We start from the raw sequence: 17,621 nt of genomic DNA, 5'->3' as shown, positions 1-17,621 counted from the left end.
AGTGCCGACCTCACACCTCATCGCTCATAACCTCTTTTCCTATATTTGCGCGCATGTTATCCGATGGCATGAAATATCTTGAAACTCGCTTGATGTTCGGGATGGTTCCCGGGCTGGATTCTACGCGCATGATTTGCGATGCTCTCGGGAATCCGGAACGAAAATTCAAGTCTATCCATGTCGTGGGCACGAACGGCAAGGGCTCGACGAGCTTTTATTTGGCTGGCATCTTGCAGGCTCATGGGCTTAAGGCGGGCCTTTATACGAGTCCGCATTTGGTAAGCTTGCGAGAGCGCATCCGCGTCGATGATGAACCCATTTCAGAAGCGGACCTTGACCGGCTTTTGTTGCAGGTAAAACAGGCGGCTGAATCCGTGTCGTCGGCGCAGGCTGCGCTCGGCAAACCCGCTCTGGAACCCACATTTTTTGAGGTTTTGACCGTTGCTGCGTTCCTCTATTATGCAGAGAAGGGCGTCGATGTGGCCGTGCTCGAAGCGGGCATGGGCGGGCGTCTCGACAGCACTGCGGTTGCCGGCGGCGGGATGGCTGTCGTGACGGGTATCGGGCTTGAACATACCGAGGTTCTCGGGCCTACGGAATCGGCGATTCTTCGCGAAAAAATGGGGGTGCTGGGGGTGCCGGGCGAAGCTTCGGGCGTTGTCGGCGATGGTGCGGGCAAGGCATTCGTTCTTGGCGGGCTTGGGCCGGATTTGCTTGAGGAGGCGCGTGAATACGCTGCAGCTCTCGGAGCCTCCATTGTTGTACCCGAGGTCCGGACCGAGGTCAAACTCCCGAATCTCGGACGCCATTATGTCGAAAATGCAAGCCTTTCGCTCAAGGCTGCCGAACTGTTCTTGAATGCTCCGGATCGTGCCGGGAAACGTTACGACGATGCCTTGTCTGTTAAAGCGCTTGAGACGCGTTCGTGGGCAGGCCGGATGCAGTTACTGACAGGCCCGGATGGAAACGTGCGGGTCATATTGGACGGGGCGCACAATTCCCATGCGGTCCGGCGTTTGGTGCAGACTTTAGATGAATATTACCCGGGGCAAAAATTCCACTGCCTGTTTGGGGCTCTCAAGGACAAGGACCTTCATGAAATGCTCCGGCTGATGATGCCCCATGTGAGCCAGTGGCATGTCACGAGAACTCCATATACGCGATTCCGGGAACTTTCGGATTTGCAGACGGAGATTGAATCTCTTGGGGGCCATGTGGCAAGCGCAGGTGAAATGTCGGAAACCTACATACAAGGCGCTTTAAATGCGTCCGAGGGGCCGCTCCTGATTACCGGAAGTCTTTACTTGATTGGTTCGGTTGTCCAAATCCTAAAAAATGACTTTGATGGGTTAAATTTTTTTAAAAAACTGGCGCCATCCGTTAATGAAAATCATTAAAACCCGCCTAAACGGGCTCTTTTTTGAATTAATTTTGTAAAATTTTTTATACAAATAGGCTGAAGGCGGACTTTTTTTTTGATGGCTTGTATTACATTGTATTGAACGCAATCCCTTGTGAGGCGTGGCCTTAAAACAAACTTCCTTATATTTATATAAAAAAATAAGTATAAATTTAGTTACAATAAAAGTAACAAAATATTTTATTCGTTCCTAACGACAGAAAAAATTTGTTATATTGTTTCTGCCTTGTAAAATAAGAATTCACAACCAAGGCAAAAGAAGGTAGTATGAAGAAATTTATCTATTCATCTCTCGCTGTAGCGATGCTCGCGTCGTTTGCAGTCGCTCAAACTACTCCGTGGGCCGAAAAGGGCTGCGTTGCTTTTGTGAACGGTACTGGTGATTACAACCAGAACTGCTACAATAGCGGCCTGCTTGACATGGCTGATGGTAAGTGCTATACGTTCAACACCGAACGTGGTCCGGTTCCGCAGTGGATTAACAACGTTGCCAGCCAGACTTGGTGGTGGGTTGAAACGGAATGCGTTGCCGCTCCGGAAGTCCCGCCGGTTGAACCGCGTGACCCGAGCACCTACACTCTTGAAGACAAGGGTTGTATTCCGTTCGTGAACGGCACGGGTGACTACAATCAGCACTGCTACATTAGCGGCCTGCTCGACATGGCTGAAGGCAAGTGCTATACCTACAACACCGAACGTGGCCCGGTTCCGCAGTGGATCAACAACGTTGCCAGCCAGACTTGGTGGTGGGTTGAAACGGAATGCGCTGACACCGTTCTCGTTTCTAGCAGCAGCTCCGATATTTCTAGCAGCTCTGAAGAATCCAGCAGCTCCGAAGTTTCTAGCAGCTCCGATTGCAGCGGCACTGAACTGGCTGAAAATTGCGAAGACTCCTCCAGCAGCTCTGAAGAATCCTCCAGCAGCTCTGAAGAATCTAGCAGCTCCGAAGAATCTAGCAGCTCCGAAGAATCTAGCAGCTCCGAAGAATCCAGCAGCTCCGAAGAATCCAGCAGCTCCGAAGAATCCAGCAGCTCTGAAGAATCCAGCAGCTCTGTTGAATACACTGACAAGTGCATCACCTACGTCCATGGTGCTGGCCACTATGCCGAAAACTGCTACAAGGCTGGCCTGAACAACATGGCTGAAGGCAAGTGCTATGAACTGAATCCGGATAGGGTTGAACAGTATGGTAACGCTCTCTACATCAACCCGACCGCTACTGACCCGTACTGGTGGCAGGAAACCGAATGCGCCCAGGTTGAAGTTGTTCCGCCTCCTGATCCGGATACCTACGAACTCCAGGACAAGGGTTGCATCGAATACGTTCATGGTGCTGGCAACTGGACCACGAACTGCTACAATGCTGGCCTGAACGGCATGGAAGAAGGCAAGTGCTATGAAATCAAGCCGGCCAGGTATGCTCAGGTTGCTAACCAGCAGTACATCAATGGCAATGCCTTTGATACCTACTGGTGGCAGGAAACTCTCTGCGCTGATACCGTCTTCAAGTCTGAACCGAAGCCGGAATCTAAGCCGGAACCGAAGTTTGCTGCTGGCAAGGCTCTCGAAGTCGTTGCTACCACTGCCGACATCAAGACGCTCCGCGTGTTCGACATGAACGGCAAGCTCCTCCACAGCGAATCCTTCACTGGTGCTATCAAGGATGTCGACTTTGCTAAGTTTGCTGGCAATGGCGTTCGTCTGGTTCGCATCACCTCTGGCAACAAGCTCGTTGCTATGAAGCGCATCGCTGCTCGCTAATCGCAGATAATTGCAAATGCAATGGGACGGATCCTTTTGGGGGTCCGTTCTTTTTTTTTGAAATATCGCGGGTTATATAATTCTTTACCAATTTTCTGATTAAAATAAGTGTATATTTTATAGAAAAATGCAAATTTATTCTTTGCATTTAAACTTTTTTCGAGAGAGGTCGTGTTGATCGTCTTTTTAGTTCTTTTCCTTTGTTCGTTGGTGTTTGCTTCGGGTGCAAATGCAAGTGTTGTTATCGAGAGGGATACCAATACTTACCAAGTCGCTATTGGCGATACTCTTTCTATTACATCTAGGCAAAAACTCACTCCCGGTGAAAACTTCGTTAAGTGGGAAATTGTTTCGGGAACGGGAACGTTTATTGATGAGACTGCGGATTCTTCTGCGTTTATTCCGTCATCGAGCGATGTTGTCTTAAGAATGGTTGTTCAGACATTGCCCATTTACGAAATATCTGAAAAGGAAACGGTTTTCAATTTTTACAAGAATAGTGCGATTGTCCCCAGAAACCACGAATACGGCGTCCGGATGTTCTTTGAAACTAACGAAGGAGGGACGTTAGCGTTAGTATATGAAAGCAGCCAGGTCCTTGGTGTTGTCGATTTCCTCGATGACGCGACATTTACTCAAGCCCTTCCTGCCGAATCTTTTCTCGGAGGCAAAAACTGTGTTAACTATACGCAGGGACGCAAAAAATGCACTTTCGAGGCACCTGCTAATATCAAGAATTATTTCCTGCTCTACCTTGGCCGCTATCCCAATCACAACATGAAGGACTCTATGACCGTTCGTGTTACAAAAATGCGTTCTTTGGAAGCGTTGCAGACGGGGAATGGAAGTGCTTATGTTGACTCTTCGGGCACAAAAGTCAAGGTGAATAATCTAGTCATAGATTCTGATACCACCAAGATTTACGCTACACCGGACAAGGATAATATTTTTGACCATTGGGAAGTTGCGTCGGGTACTTGCACCATCTTGGACATTAAAAGTGAAACGACAAAAGTTGTGAACGTAATGAACGACTGCAAGGTGAAAGCCACATTCGTCGCTGGAAAGGTCTATACAATTACGAATACTTCGACCGAATACAACTTCACCGATCATCTGTATGCAAAGCAGGTATCCAGTGGAAGTGCTGGAGTTCGTTTCTCCTTTACCGCTCCGAGTGACGGTCCGTATACCATTGTCATATCAAACGATTACACTCAGGATTCATTGAAATACATTCGATATACAGCGTCAGACTACGCATCGGAGTCTGTTTCAAAGAAGTTCTTGGGGGCTTTCTCGGAGTCTTTGAATCTCACGGCAGGACAGACTCTCTCGATTGTTGTTGCAAATACGACGAGTAAGCCCAATTCGTTCTTTATCAATTATGCCACGCAGGCATTCAGCCTCACGCTTTCCCAGGACGGAAATGGAAAAGTTGTCCCGAATGGCGGCTATGCAACGGCGTACTCCGGTACGAAGTATTCCATCGGCGCCGAGGCAAATAGCGGCTACCGTTTTTCTGACTGGCAAATCGTGTCGGGTTCGCCAGTCATCGACGACAGCGAGGCTCCCTTTACTTTTGCGACCATCACTGCGAATACCGAGCTGAAGGCCCGGTTCAAGCAGAGCTCAGTCCATTCGCTTACCAGGACAAAGCAGACCTTCAATTTTCAGAAGCACTATTATGGCGAGTCTACTCGGTCGGTCATCCGGTTCACCTGGACCCCTCCTGATACCGCGACTTACTTGATTAGTTTCGAACCTGTTGACCCGGTCGCGGCGATTCTCAAGGATTACGGAACGGACAAGACGTTTGCGAAGGTTGAATCCGTAAACGCCGTCAGTGGCACGACGAGTTTCACCTTCAAAGGGACTCCAGGAACTCCGCTGTATTGGACATTCCAAGACAGTACGAGCGGCATCCCGAACACATCGTTCAAGGCGTGGATTTCTACACCTTATGTGTTGAATGTCATGACCGCCAAGGAAGGCGCGGTCAACCCGTCTGGAAAAGTGTTCACGAGTCCGGGTGAAGAGACCATCTTGACCGCTTGGCCCTATGGTGGCTACAAGTTCAAGTCTTGGGTGAATACCGAAGGGGATATGACTATTTCCTCCCCGAAGCAGCCAAGGACGGTCGTTACTTTGATCGATTCGCTTTGTTCTGTAAAGGCCACCTTCACTAACGACGAGTCTGCGGACCCGCTATTGAACATCTCGAAACTGGATATTGGCAGCTATCCCGAAATTTGTGCCCAGGTTTCCGTTACAGACAAGAATTCAGGACACTCCTTCTATGGGCTTGTTTCCGAAGATTTCACTTTGACTCAGGACGGAGTGCCCATCAAGCCCGAGGTGACGAGCATCAATAATGTTTCGGGTGTTTCGATTGTCATTGTTGTCGATGAGAGTAATTCGATGAGTATCAACCATCGTGTGGATAAGGCGAAGGATGCGATCCGCTCCTTCATAAACACCATGGGGCCATACGACAGGACTGCCATCGTTGGTTTCCGCGGGGGGGATTCCACTGTGGTTCATCGTGCTCTGACTTCGGACAAGGCACTGCTGCTCCAAGCTGTAGATTCTATTGCTGCCGTGAGTAAAACGACGAACATTTTTACAGGAACGATTGCTGGCATAAATCAAATTGTGAACGAAACCAATACGACCGCCGTGGTCGTGTTCTCCGATGGGGATAACAACAGCGGTTCTATTGATTTGAGAGGGACCATAGACCTGGCCAACTCGAGGAAGACGACCATATATTCAATTGCACTTGAGAGCGAGTCGAGATACCCGTTGGAAAACCTGTCTTCCGGTACGGGCGGAACTTTCTCGATTGCAAGCGATGCGAATGAACTTGCGGGCCTATATGCAGGCATTCGTGACAATATCCTTTCGCAATACGTTGTTTGTTTCCAGTCGCCGGACACGGTCGCGAACGGGGAAACGCACAACGTTGTCATTGGTACGAAGTTCAATAAGATATCGACGAGTGATTCCTCCACATGGAGCGAAAGCGCTACGCCTCCGTCCATCGCGCTTACCGATGCTACCTGGGACCTCATCGCAACTCCGCAGGCGTCGAACAATACGCTCAAGATCGGTGTGTACATAAACACCCCGCTGCAAATCCAGTCTGCTAGCGTGTACTTGCGCACAACGGGTACTGTTTATGGTGTGTTCATGCCATACGCCTTGCAGAATGTGCGCGATAACCTCTGGGAATTCACAGTCCCTGCGAGCCTCGTCATGGCTCCTGGCCTTGATTTCTATGTCATCGCGATAGACACTGCTGGCCAGGTGGGCAAGTCTCCGAAAATCCAGAATCCCTCGGTGCAGCCTTACACGATTTTTGTCGACAACGATATTCCAGTTGTCGAAGCTGTTTCTGTTGCGTGCGAAGACTCTACGACCGACATCAAGACATTCTCCTTCAACATCAAGGATAGCGATGGCATTGGCTCTGTGACTTTGTTCTACAGAGATGCGCAGTCCATCATCTTCCAGGAAGTTGGGCTTACGTACTCCGCAGAGAAAGACGTCTGGATGACTGAATTCCGTGCGAATGTGAGAGACTACTCTAGCATTAATTACTATTTGCGTGTGATGGATGGAAGGGGCGCATATGTTCGCGACCCGAAGGAAGGAACGCATTCCACGGAAGCCTGCAGGATTCATTTTGTTGACACGGATACGTTGGTTACGGACTCGATTCCCGAGGATTCTATCGCACCGTCGCCGCGCGATTCCATTGAGTACTCGCTCATTGCGGACACTGCCGAGATTTACGACAAGGATCTTGACGGTCGTGCCGATTTCGTTCGAGTCCACTTCAAGGAAGAACGTGAAGACAACATCACGAGCATTGACTCCATCTTCTGGAATTCCAACCGTGGTGAATGGCGCTATGTGCCTGCCGGTACTATCGAGATGAACCGTAAGGATGGAAAATGGGTCGAAGCCTATATCAACAAACCTTACAAGTATGGTTTGACCAAGGCCGACACCGTTCATAAGCCGTTCCTGAGTTTCACGACAATCCACTCGGACAAACTGGAAAATGTCTTGCTTTTGGACAAGGTGGGAGCTGTTCCTGCGAAGGCGACCAAGCGCCCAGGCAAGATTGATCTTGATAATTACATGGACCCGAATTCGGAAAATCCTCCCGATACGCTCATTGTCACCTTGTCTGAGTCTATCAAGAATGTCGGGAGCGAGAATGCTTGGAAGAAACTGTTCCGCTACTCGGAATCCTGCGATGATACTGTCACGTATCCGTTGGAATTGAAACAGGCTCCGCAAATCCGTGAGAACGGCCGGCAGTGGACTCTTATTCTTGACGGGTATTCTCTCAAGGCGGGTTACTGCTTGTCTACGGCTCCTGAAGCTCATTACGAGGATTTGGTGGGCAATCCCCTTGGTCGCGGCGGCGTCAAGGTTGATGGAAAAGATGGCACGTTCTACCTTGGCGAAGTTAAGCCTGTTCAACCTGTCAGTGGCCTCGGCAAAACGGCAAAGTGGATTCCTCCTAAGGGCGATGAATGGGAAAAATTGCCCGATACGGTATCTGCCATTAGCGTGAAGACGTTGTCTCCGTATACGGCCGAAGTCTACATCTTTGACGGAATCGCGACCTATGTCACGAATTTCACGCAGAAGTTCGGCTATGACGGAGAAATGGAAGAGTCTATTCGCAGCAAATCCGACGACCGGACCAAGCAGAGCTTCTTGCATTGGAACCAACGTTCCGACAAGGGCCGGAGAGTCGGTACTGGCATCTATATTTGGAAAATACGCTTCAAGTTCGAAGATGGTCACAAGGAAATGAGAACCATCAAGACGGGTGTCTTCCGGAAGGGTGGGAAAAAATCCGGTAAATAAGTGAATGGGTGAACTAAAAAGTCCTCGCTACGATTGACCGTGGCGAGGATTTTTTTTTGAAGAGATTGGTTTACGGAATCTGTTTCTTGCAGATAAAAGTTTTGATTACTGGACTCCGGATTCCAGACCCTTGACCGCGTATGTACGGCGAGCTCCGGCATCGTTTGTGATGATGGCGGCACCGGCCAAGAAGTTAAGCCACTTTTTGTTGTTTTCAAATACGCGGAGGTTTACGGTCTTGTTTGTTAGGTACACGGTTAACGGGACGACGAAGTTATCGTGGGAGCAGACCACTCTCACGCGGCTTGCCGTGGCGTAATCGCCCACGAGCATATTGGTCATTTCTTCATTCTTTGCTGTGTAGTCGAAGAATGCGTCTGCAAATTCGCCGTTGTATGCCCAACTTGACGTGACCGTGTGTGTGTCGCTCGGTTTCTTGGAATATTCGTCAAAAAGGCTGTCGTTACTTACATACCAGCCTTCGGTGTAGATGTCGTTTGTGTCGTTGGGGAAGGTTGCCTGGCCCCTTCCGGTGGCGATGCCTAGGCAGGTCTTGTATGTTCTTACGTAGTCTGTATGGGAGTAGGTGAATTCGTCCGGACCAACCAGTTTCTTTCCTACATCCAGAGCCTGAATTTCACCATCTTCGGAAAGGTCGCCTTGCCTGGTGACAAACATGTCGCGTTCGGCGTGGCGTATGACGAATACGGCTTTTTCGTTGGCCTGCAAGCTTCGATAAACGTCCTTGATGTCGGCAAAACCGTCTTCGTCAAGCGTGATGGCTGCCGGATCAATGGGTTGGAAAACATCTTCGGAGGAACTGCTTGCAATCAGGGTGCCGTCGCTGCTAGTAATCTGGTTCGCATCGCTGCTGGTTTGCTGGGGATTAGTCGAATCGCTAGAGATTCCCGGATTGCTTGCTGCCGGATTGTTTCCGCTGGAGGAATCGTCGGAACATGCAGCAAGGAATGCTACGGAAAGCGCCATGGCGGGGAGGAGAGAAACGCTCTTTTTCATTTAGGCCTCTATTTTTTGTTTTTGACTAATATATACAAATATGGGGGGATGGTCTATGCGGTAAAAGTTATTTAACGGATATGTTCGCTGTGTGGTTGTATTTTGCCTCGGATTCCTCGTTCCGGCGTTTGAGTTCCTTGTTCAGGGGCCAGTAGATGGCGGCGAACAGGACGTAACCGCACAGTAGCACAATCCAGTGGTTCAGGTGCAGGAATATCTCGATGTAGCGCATCTCGGCGAACATGAACGGCCCTGCGATGAGGAACAGCGGGAGTTGGCGGCACTGGTCGCCCAGCGAGAATCGGCTCTCGTAGCTCACGATGGAGTTCATCATCGGGAAGCTTGTACAAAATCCGCCCATGAGGCGCTTGATGAGCATGAGCCCCGCGACGACGCCCGCGATGGCCGGAGCCTTGATGTAGACGGGGAGGGGAGTCTTGTAGCGTGTCCCGGACTTGTAGGACTGCTTCTGGAAGAGGATGACTCCCACGACGAAGTCGAAGACGCATACGGCGATAAAGTAGACTTCCCCTTCGGGGATGCGGGGCATGAGGAATGTCCCCAGCGCGACAAAGAAGGCAAGGCCCGCGACAATGCTTGGGACGATGGGTATCTTCACCTTGTAATGCAGGATGCGCACAATATGCACGTACAGCAGGCACATGAATCCCGAGATGGCGTTGGCGGTGCCCATGGGGAGCCCGACCGCGATGTAGGCGAACCCGCAGGGGATGGGGATGGTCGCCGTGACGGCCTTGAGTTGGGGGTCCTTCAGGTAGGCGCTCAGCGTTCCGAGGGCCGTGACCATGAAAATCAGGAGCCAGTCGTAGAAAGAAAAGTGAAAGTTCAGGGATTCGAGCATTTTCAGGACGTAAAGATAGCAATATCACCCCAAAAACACCCTTTTTTCGGCATTTTTCCCTTCCTACTTCCTACTTCCTACTTCCTACTTTCCTATATTTTCCGCCAAATTGCATTTTTGACTGGGTCCTGTGACCAGATTCGCCAATTCCACTGGTGCAAGAGCAGGGAAACTCGGACAAAAACATGTAATGAAACAACAATCAAAAAAAGGAATGGCTATAATGGCTACTATCACTAAAGAAAAAGCTGCAGAACTCACCGCCAAGTTTGGTGCAAACGAAAAGGATACCGGTAACGTCCGTGTCCAGATCGCTATCCTCACGGAAAAGATCAAGAATCTGACGGAACACATCAAGAGCCACAAGAAGGATTTCCACTCCCTCCGTGGTCTGTCTGCCATGGTTGCCAAGCGCCGCAACCTCCTCAAGTACTACGCCGAACAGGACATCCTCGCTCAGCGTGCTCTCATCAAGGAACTCGGTCTCCGCGGATAATCTGCGGACTGGAGAAAATCTATGTCTATTGACGCATACCATCAAAAATACGGCAAGATGCTCGACCCCAAGGAAGTGTCTGTTACGCTTCCGGACGGCCGTGTCATCACGTTTGAAACGGGCCGTATCGCAAAGCAGGCACGCGGAGCTGCCGTCGCCAAGATGGGCGACGCGTTCGTGCTCTCTACTGTCTGCTACGGCGAAGAAAAGGAAGGGGACTTCTTCCCGCTGACCGTTGAATATCGTGAAAAGGCCTATGCTGCCGGCCGCCTCCCGGGCGGTTACAACAAGCGCGAAGCCGGACGCCCCTCTGACGAAGAGACGTTGTCCGCCCGCATCATCGACCGCCCGATTCGCCCGATGTTCCCCGAGAACTTCACGCGCGAAGTCCAGGTGATTGTCCAGGTGCTCTCTGCTGACCGCAAGTTCGCACCCGACGTGCTCGGTGTTTCGGCTGCCTCCCTTTCCATCGGTCTTTCCGAGCTGCCTTTCGAACAGCAGGTTGCCGCCGTACGCGTGGCTGTGGTCGATGGACAGAACATCGTGATGCCCACCTACGAACAGATGGCATGCGCCGATCTGGACCTGGTGGTCGCCGGTACCGAAGATTCCGTCTGCATGGTGGAAGGCGGTGCCTACGAAGTGTCCGAAGACACGATGATTAATGCAATTCTCGCCGGTCACGAAGCCATCAAGCTCATGTGCAAGGCCCAACAGGAACTGGTGGACCGCTGTGCCAAGCCGAAGATGGAACTCAAGCCGCAGCACGTTGGCGAAGCCCACGAAAAGCTTCTCGCCACGGTGAAGGAAGTCGTGTGGGACGAACTGAACAAGGACGTCCACTCCAACATGGTGAAGACTGACTTCTATCCGGCTATGGCAGACCTCTGCGCGAAGATGCTCGAAGACGAACGCATCCTCGCCATCATTGGCAAGGACGAAGAACAGGATCCTGCTCTCGTTGCCGACGCGAAGGCAATCTTCAGCGATTACGAACGCACTGCGATGCGCGAAATGATCCTGAACGAAGACGTCCGTCTCGACGGCCGTCTGACTACCGAAGTCCGCCCGATCGAAATCGAACTCGGCGTTCTCCCGAGCGCCCACGGTTCTGCGATTTTCCAGCGTGGCGAAACCCAGGGTCTCGTGGTTTGCACGCTCGGCTCCAAGGCCGACGAACAGCGCTACGAAAGCCTGCAGGGCGAAGGCTCCAAGAGCTACATGCTGCATTACAACTTCCCGCCGTACTGCGTGGGTGAATGCAAGCGCCTCGGCATGAGCCGCCGCGAAATCGGTCACGGCCACCTCGCCGAACGTTCTCTCGCTGCCGTTCTTCCGCTTCCGGAAGACTTCCCGTACACCATCCGCGTGGTTTCCGAAATTCAGGAATCCAACGGTTCTTCTTCCATGGCCTCTGTTTGCGGTGGCTGCCTCAGCTTGATGGACGCTGGCGTTCCTATCAAGGCTCCGGTCGCAGGTGTCGCCATGGGCCTCATCTCCGAAAAGGGTTCCGTCAAGGAAGGCGGCAAGATCAAGATTTTGACCGACATCACCGGTACGGAAGACCACCTCGGCGATATGGACTTCAAGGTGACAGGTACTGCCGAAGGCATCACGGCCTTCCAGATGGATATCAAGATCCGCGGCATTACGCCGGAACTCATGCGTGAAGCTCTGGAACAGGCACGCCAAGGCCGTCTGCACATCCTCGGCAAGATGGCTGAACTCGGCCTCGCCGCTCCGCGTCCGAAGGTCTCCGAGAAGGCTCCGACCATGATCAAGATGCGCATCCCGACCAACAAGATCCGCGACGTCATCGGTTCCGGTGGCTCCGTGATCAAGGGTATGCAGTCTCAGACGGGTTGCACCATCAACATCGACGACGATGGCAACATCGACATTGCCGCCCCGAGTGGCAAGGCCGCTGCAGTTTGCCGCCGCATGATCGAAGAACTCACTGCCGAACCCGAACCGGGCCGCAAGTACAAGGGCAAGGTCAAGACGATCCAGCCGTTTGGCGCCTTCGTCGAAATCCTCCCGGGCCGTGACGGTCTCGTGCACATCTCCGAACTTGCCGACCACCGCGTCGAGAAGGTCGAAGACGTTGTTCACGTCGGTGACGAAGTCGAAGTGCTCTGCCTCGGTGTTGACCCGAAGGGCAAGGTGAAGCTTTCCATGAAGGCTCTGCTCCCTCCGAAGGCCGCCCCGGCTGCCGCTGAGGCTCCGGCCGCTGCTGAAGCTGCTCCCGCTGCTGAAGCGCCTGCTGCAGAAGCTGCTCCGGAAGCCCCGGTCGAAGGCTAGTTTTAGATAAACTAATCTAAAAAGCTTAAAAATCCCTCATCGACAATGTGTCGGTGAGGGGTTTTTGTATAACATTAAGTGGACTGGTATGAATTTACATAAGTGGGGTTCTGGCCAAAACGAAGGAGCTGGAGCGAAGAAATCGTCAGCTGAAAAAGGAACTAATCTATAGGAAAAATATTCCACGATGGAGAAAGTTGAAACCGATATATTCGAGTACATTGAAATGTTCTATAACCGTAAGAGGTTGCACGGAGCACTGGGATATGAGTGTCCGGTCACATACCGACTGCGGCACCAGGCGGCATAAAACGGGTGTTTTCCGGTATATGGGAATATCCCGTTTGGAAAAAAGTATATATTAACATAAACCAGCAATGAACATGCCTATGCTTCAAACAACTGCTAAAAAATCAACCAATTCAATTTGGATTGGTGGGGATATCTCAACCGTGGCTATAAGTAAACACATAATATTTTTTTTGCTATTCCTTGTTATTACCCCTTTTGCAAGGAATATTCTTGGTCTTGAAGTGTCTTTTGCCCCGTCTGATGGGAAAATTGCGAACGATTTATACATTATGGGACAGTATGAAGGCGTTTATGGAAGGTCGATAGAACTAGACACGGCTGGATTCCATATTTTTATGCAAAAACAGGAATCTCAAAAACGTGGATGGGGATATGATAATGATTTCTTTTATGCCTTTATACCTTTTGAATCGGATAAAATACAGATATACCGCATACCGGATTTTCCTATCAGTGCCGGCGCTTCAGACGTCGAATGGCTAGCGTGTAATTATCGCATTGCTCAAAAACATGGAAATATTGTAAAACAGCGATGTGTAGATACACGTATTGTTCCTCATAATTTATATCAACAGATGCAGACTTTTATAAAAGAAAAGCGAATGTCTATGTATGATGGCATGGGAAGCACAAGTGAAGAAGGTCTTCAAATTTTATATGTTGATACATCGGGCGAAAAAACTCTTTTTAAAATGCTTCCTCCGGCAAAGTTTCTTGATCATTTTGAACCAAAGAATTTCGTGACGGAATACATCGAATTGTATGAGGGACTTAGTAAACTCATAATGACGGGTTTCGAGGAATGTCGCTGGAGCAATCTTGGAAATGCCGGTGAACTGATGACGGAATGCAAAGAATGGTCGGGTTGCGTTTTTTTTGATCAGAATATCCTTAGGCAGGTGATGGAGGATGCTCGGTGAAATTATTCTTCTTGTTTATTCTTTTTGTGTTTGAACTCGTTTGTGCAAATCCCGAATCTGTATTTGAAATGCAAACTTCCAATACAGATTCCTTAGATGTTGTCGTACAAAAGAATCGAATGAATAGATTTTTTGATAACAAGATTGACTGGAGTAGCGGCAGTCTTTACTTGTTTGTTGACATGGATGAAATATCTCGTCTCTTTATTTTTCTTGATGTAGACAGTGTCGAACTATATCAAATACCGTTCGCAAGCGTTCCTCGTTGGATAAATCCCTCGGGATATATGGAACAAATGCAGAATCTAAAAAATACTTTTAAAAAGGGTCTGTGTCAGAAAAAAATTGGAATTGAAAAATCGTTAGGCGATGAACTCCTTTCGATAGATCTAGATGGTTATCCAATGGCGAGGGAAAAATTACAAAATTTGTATTGGATTTATAGCTATAAATATGTTCCTTCATACAATAAGACCTTCTATTGTGGCTACGTAAAACGTGAAGGCCAATCAAGGTATTTCCGTTTTACGGATTTCCGGCAAGAAGGAGTTGAATTACAGTATCCCTTGAATAAATTTGTCGCAATCTTTGAAAAACTGGAACAATACCCGTTCACTGTAGAGCTGGAGGGATGCAAATGAAAAAGCTATTCCTGATGATTACGGTTCTGTTGCAAGGATGTTTTTGGGGAACAAGTTTCTTTGCTCCAGTAGATGTGTGTATTTTCAATGGTTCTAGAGAGAATCTTATTGATCCAGAAAGGACTACGTTGAATGTTTATTGGGAGTTAGGAGAAGTGCAACTTCTAGGAGATAGATTGCAGATTTACAAGCCGAATAAGTTTTCCGAATCAGTTGTGAAAGCTATCAACAATGAAGTTTCCGACTCTCTTGCGCTGTCTCATTTTTGTCCGAAATATGGTGTATATGGAGCCTTGATTGGAGAGCGGATTTTTAATTCAAACGAAGGCAAATCGTCATTGAATGGGGAGTGCCTTTACGAAATGAGATCTTTACGTCAGGATGATTTTGAAAGTATGGAAGCATTTTTTCGGTATGCCTTCCGACGTACTTTCATGACAAACATCGTTGACGGACAATTCCACGCATATTATATCGGTGATAGAATCAGTACAGTACAAGATTCAAATTTTGTTCATAGAAAACTGAACGATGAAGAAAAAAGCTCTATTTGTGCAGAATATATACGTAGAAGTATCAATCCCGATTACGATAGGGAAAATGGCTGCCCTGAATATGCCTACGAGCTTGTTTTCCCGCTTGATGTTCCTGTTTATTCGATTACCGTTCAGAACAATCCGGGCTGGGGCTACAAGCCCCTGAAACTTGACCCGTCCATCCTCCCGCTCGAAAGCCCCGGCTACAAGAAACTCCGGGAGTACGAGGAATCCCTCGGGAAACGTTTTTAAATGACGTTCTAAATGGAATTTTTGTCCACCTATTTTTGAATAATTGATTTTTCAGACGCTGCAATTTGCTCGTTTAGTGCTTTTTTTCTAAATTTGGCACCATGACGAAGTTTAGCGAATTCCCGTATGTAGCCGACCGCTTCAATGCGGTCCGCAGGGAAACTGTACAAGTCCGCGTTGGCGAGGCTTTGATAGGGGGCAACGCCCCCATTTTAGTTCAGTCCATGACCACCACCAAGCCGAAGGACGTCGAGAAGACGGTGGCCGAGACTTTGGCGCTCGCCAAGGTGGGCTGTGGCCTGGTTCGCATTACCGCTCCGACTTTTGCCGATGCGCAGGGTCTCGAAGAAGTGATGAAGCAGGTCCGCGCCGCGGGTTGCAAGGTGCCGGTTTCCGCCGACATCCACTTCCAGCCGAAGGCCGCGTTCGAGGCGCTCAAGTGGGTCGAGAAGGTCCGCATCAATCCGGGTAACTTCGTGGATACGGGCATCCTCACGCTCGAGAACCAGACGGACAAGATGTTCGACGAAGGCAAGGAGAAGGTCGCCGAAGCTTTCACGCCGTTCGTGCAGGAGGCCAAGCGCCTGGGACGCGCCATCCGCATCGGCGTGAACCACGGCTCGCTCTCGGCCCGCATGATCTACCGCTACGGCGACACGGTGGAAGGCATGGTGGAAAGCGCCATGGAATACCTGGCCGTGTGCGAAGCCGAGCATTTTGACCAAGTTGTTTTAAGTTTGAAGAGCAGCAACCCGCGCGTGGCGATTGCCGCCTACCGCATGCTCGCCGCCCGCATCAAGCAGGAAGGCTTCAAGCCGTATCCGTTCCACGTGGGCGTGACCGAGGCCGGAGCCGGTGCCGACGGGCGACTCAAGTCTGCGGCGGGCATCGGTGCGCTTTTGCTCGATGGCCTTGCCGATACGATTCGCGTTTCGCTTACCGAGGATCCGGTGGCCGAAGTCCCGGTGGCGCAGGAACTCATCAAGGCCTGTGCGCTTCCCGCTGCTCCGACTGCTTACAACGTGCCGGTCTTCGAGAAGGACCCGTACCATTACGAACGCCGCGCTACCGAGGCCGTGAAGGTTTCCGGCGTGGAGATTGGTGGCAATAGCCCGGTGAAGGTCGGCGTGAAGGCCGACGCGATTGCGCTCACCGGCGAACGCCGCAACGCGGAATTCGCGCTCCCGAGCTTGAACGAGAAGCCGATTGTGGAATTCAAGGACGCGATGGATATCGCGGGCTTCGCCCAGAATCCTTCCGCCGTTCCCGCAGGTTCCGTGTTCTGCTACACCGGCCCGGAGATGGTTTCCGGCGTGCGCGCCCTTGCTGCAGCGCTCGCCGCTGCAGGTCGCCAAGACCCGATTTTGCTCTACGCGAAGATTAATGACAACGAAACCGAAACGCTCCGCGTTTCCGCCGACATCGGAAGCCTCGTGACCGACGGTCTTGGCGATGCCGTCGTTATCGACGGCTACAAGGGCGCGAAGGAAAGCGTCCTGCTTGCGTTCGACATCCTGCAGGCCGCCTACTGCCGCCGCAGCAAGACGAACTTTATCAGCTGCCCGAGCTGCGGACGTACCTTGTACGACATCCAGCAGGTCATGGGCAAGATCAAGGCCCGCTTCGGCCACCTTTCGGACATCTCCATCGGCATCATGGGCTGCATCGTGAACGGCCCGGGCGAGATGGCGGACGCCGACTTCGGCTACGTGGGCGGTGGCCCCGGCCGCATTACCCTGTTCGAAGGCAAGACCGCGGTCAAGAAGAACATCCCCGAAGAGGACGCCATCGAAGAACTGGTGAACTTGATAAAAGAAAGAGGTCGCTGGGTGGAACCTTGATTTAGTAGACAGTAGACAGTAGGAAGTAGACAGTGTTAGCAAAAGTCCTTCCTACTTCCTACTTCCTACTTCCTACTTCCTACTTTTTAACTTAAACAAAGGATAATACAATGGCAACTATTAAGACGATGAACAACATTTCCAAGAAAGGCTTGAGCCTGTTTGGCTCGTTCTATCAGGTTTCCGACTCCGTCGAAAATCCGGATGCCATCTTGGTGCGTTCCGCTCAGGTCGATACGGATAACTTTGACGGCCTTCTCGCCGTCGCCCGCGCCGGTGCTGGCGTGAACAACATCACCATCGACAAGGCCTCCGCGAAGGGCATCTGCGTGTTCAACACTCCGGGTGCAAACGCCAACGCCGTTGCCGAAC

Annotated in this window: 11 protein-coding genes and 2 pseudogenes; 11 read left to right on the top strand and 2 right to left on the bottom strand. The window is 50.6% G+C overall.

The window, feature by feature from the left end:
• Window positions 1-53 precede the first annotated feature (53 nt).
• The 3 genes from Q0Y46_RS04300 (at window position 54) to Q0Y46_RS04290 (ending at window position 8,071) form a co-directional block, all read left to right on the top strand.
• A complete protein-coding gene (locus Q0Y46_RS04300; RefSeq protein WP_297945316.1) occupies window positions 54-1,397 on the top strand; it encodes a cyanophycin synthetase in 1,344 nt (447 codons plus the stop codon).
• A 290-nt stretch (window positions 1,398-1,687) separates the two neighbouring features.
• Complete coding sequence (locus tag Q0Y46_RS04295; protein WP_297945314.1) at window positions 1,688-3,181, top strand: T9SS type A sorting domain-containing protein; 1,494 nt, start codon at window positions 1,688-1,690, stop codon at window positions 3,179-3,181.
• Window positions 3,182-3,352: 171 nt separating this feature from the next.
• On the top strand, window positions 3,353-8,071 hold the full coding sequence (locus tag Q0Y46_RS04290; protein WP_297945311.1) for a VWA domain-containing protein: 4,719 nt from the start codon (window positions 3,353-3,355) through the stop codon (window positions 8,069-8,071).
• Between the two features lie 105 nt (window positions 8,072-8,176).
• Here Q0Y46_RS04290 and Q0Y46_RS04285 read toward each other — a convergent pair whose 3' ends face one another.
• Complete coding sequence (locus tag Q0Y46_RS04285) at window positions 8,177-9,088, bottom strand: histidine phosphatase family protein (protein ID WP_295680596.1); 912 nt, start codon at window positions 9,086-9,088, stop codon at window positions 8,177-8,179.
• Between the two features lie 67 nt (window positions 9,089-9,155).
• Window positions 9,156-9,950, bottom strand: a complete 795-nt coding sequence (locus tag Q0Y46_RS04280; RefSeq protein WP_297945308.1) for a hypothetical protein — start codon at window positions 9,948-9,950, stop codon at window positions 9,156-9,158.
• Window positions 9,951-10,173: 223 nt separating this feature from the next.
• Here Q0Y46_RS04280 and rpsO point away from each other — a divergent pair, with 223 nt between their 5' ends.
• The 8 genes and pseudogenes from rpsO to Q0Y46_RS04240 all read left to right on the top strand — a co-directional run.
• Entirely contained in the window at window positions 10,174-10,446 is a 273-nt protein-coding gene (rpsO, locus tag Q0Y46_RS04275) for a 30S ribosomal protein S15 (RefSeq protein WP_290958161.1), read from the top strand.
• A 21-nt stretch (window positions 10,447-10,467) separates the two neighbouring features.
• Window positions 10,468-12,747: a polyribonucleotide nucleotidyltransferase gene (gene pnp, locus Q0Y46_RS04270; RefSeq protein ID WP_297945303.1), complete on the top strand. Its 2,280-nt coding sequence runs from the start codon at window positions 10,468-10,470 to the stop codon at window positions 12,745-12,747.
• Window positions 12,748-12,955: 208 nt separating this feature from the next.
• Window positions 12,956-13,057, top strand: a pseudogene (locus Q0Y46_RS04265) (IS3 family transposase); the annotation flags it as partial.
• A 67-nt stretch (window positions 13,058-13,124) separates the two neighbouring features.
• The gene (locus Q0Y46_RS04260) at window positions 13,125-13,979 is read left to right on the top strand and encodes a hypothetical protein (RefSeq protein ID WP_297945301.1); all 855 of its coding nucleotides are present in this window, start codon (window positions 13,125-13,127) and stop codon (window positions 13,977-13,979) included.
• A complete protein-coding gene (locus Q0Y46_RS04255; protein WP_297945298.1) occupies window positions 13,976-14,620 on the top strand; it encodes a hypothetical protein in 645 nt (214 codons plus the stop codon). The genes Q0Y46_RS04260 and Q0Y46_RS04255 overlap by 4 nt, the downstream gene beginning before the upstream one ends.
• Window positions 14,617-15,408: a hypothetical protein gene (locus Q0Y46_RS04250; RefSeq protein WP_297945295.1), complete on the top strand. Its 792-nt coding sequence runs from the start codon at window positions 14,617-14,619 to the stop codon at window positions 15,406-15,408. Before Q0Y46_RS04255 ends, Q0Y46_RS04250 begins: the two co-directional genes overlap by 4 nt.
• Window positions 15,409-15,509: 101 nt before the next feature.
• A complete protein-coding gene (ispG, locus tag Q0Y46_RS04245) occupies window positions 15,510-17,249 on the top strand; it encodes a (E)-4-hydroxy-3-methylbut-2-enyl-diphosphate synthase (protein ID WP_297945292.1) in 1,740 nt (579 codons plus the stop codon).
• Between the two features lie 110 nt (window positions 17,250-17,359).
• A pseudogene (locus tag Q0Y46_RS04240) lies at window positions 17,360-17,621 on the top strand (hydroxyacid dehydrogenase); the annotation flags it as partial.

This window comes from uncultured Fibrobacter sp. (assembly GCF_947305105.1).
Lineage (GTDB): Bacteria > Fibrobacterota > Fibrobacteria > Fibrobacterales > Fibrobacteraceae > Fibrobacter.
This window is presented reverse-complemented; position numbering and strand designations above follow the sequence as displayed.

What these genes read in the sequence shown, in the direction of transcription:
- Q0Y46_RS04300 (WP_297945316.1), top strand. Translation starts at nt 54, where the DNA reads ATGTTATCCGATGGCATGAAATATCTTGAAACTCGCTTGATGTTCGGG.
- Q0Y46_RS04295 (WP_297945314.1), top strand. Translation starts at nt 1,688, where the DNA reads ATGAAGAAATTTATCTATTCATCTCTCGCTGTAGCGATGCTCGCGTCG.
- Q0Y46_RS04285 (WP_295680596.1), bottom strand. Translation starts at nt 9,088, where the DNA reads ATGAAAAAGAGCGTTTCTCTCCTCCCCGCCATGGCGCTTTCCGTAGCA.
- Q0Y46_RS04280 (WP_297945308.1), bottom strand. Translation starts at nt 9,950, where the DNA reads ATGCTCGAATCCCTGAACTTTCACTTTTCTTTCTACGACTGGCTCCTG.
- rpsO (WP_290958161.1), top strand. Translation starts at nt 10,174, where the DNA reads ATGGCTACTATCACTAAAGAAAAAGCTGCAGAACTCACCGCCAAGTTT.
- pnp (WP_297945303.1), top strand. Translation starts at nt 10,468, where the DNA reads ATGTCTATTGACGCATACCATCAAAAATACGGCAAGATGCTCGACCCC.
- Q0Y46_RS04260 (WP_297945301.1), top strand. Translation starts at nt 13,125, where the DNA reads ATGAACATGCCTATGCTTCAAACAACTGCTAAAAAATCAACCAATTCA.
- Q0Y46_RS04250 (WP_297945295.1), top strand. Translation starts at nt 14,617, where the DNA reads ATGAAAAAGCTATTCCTGATGATTACGGTTCTGTTGCAAGGATGTTTT.
- ispG (WP_297945292.1), top strand. Translation starts at nt 15,510, where the DNA reads ATGACGAAGTTTAGCGAATTCCCGTATGTAGCCGACCGCTTCAATGCG.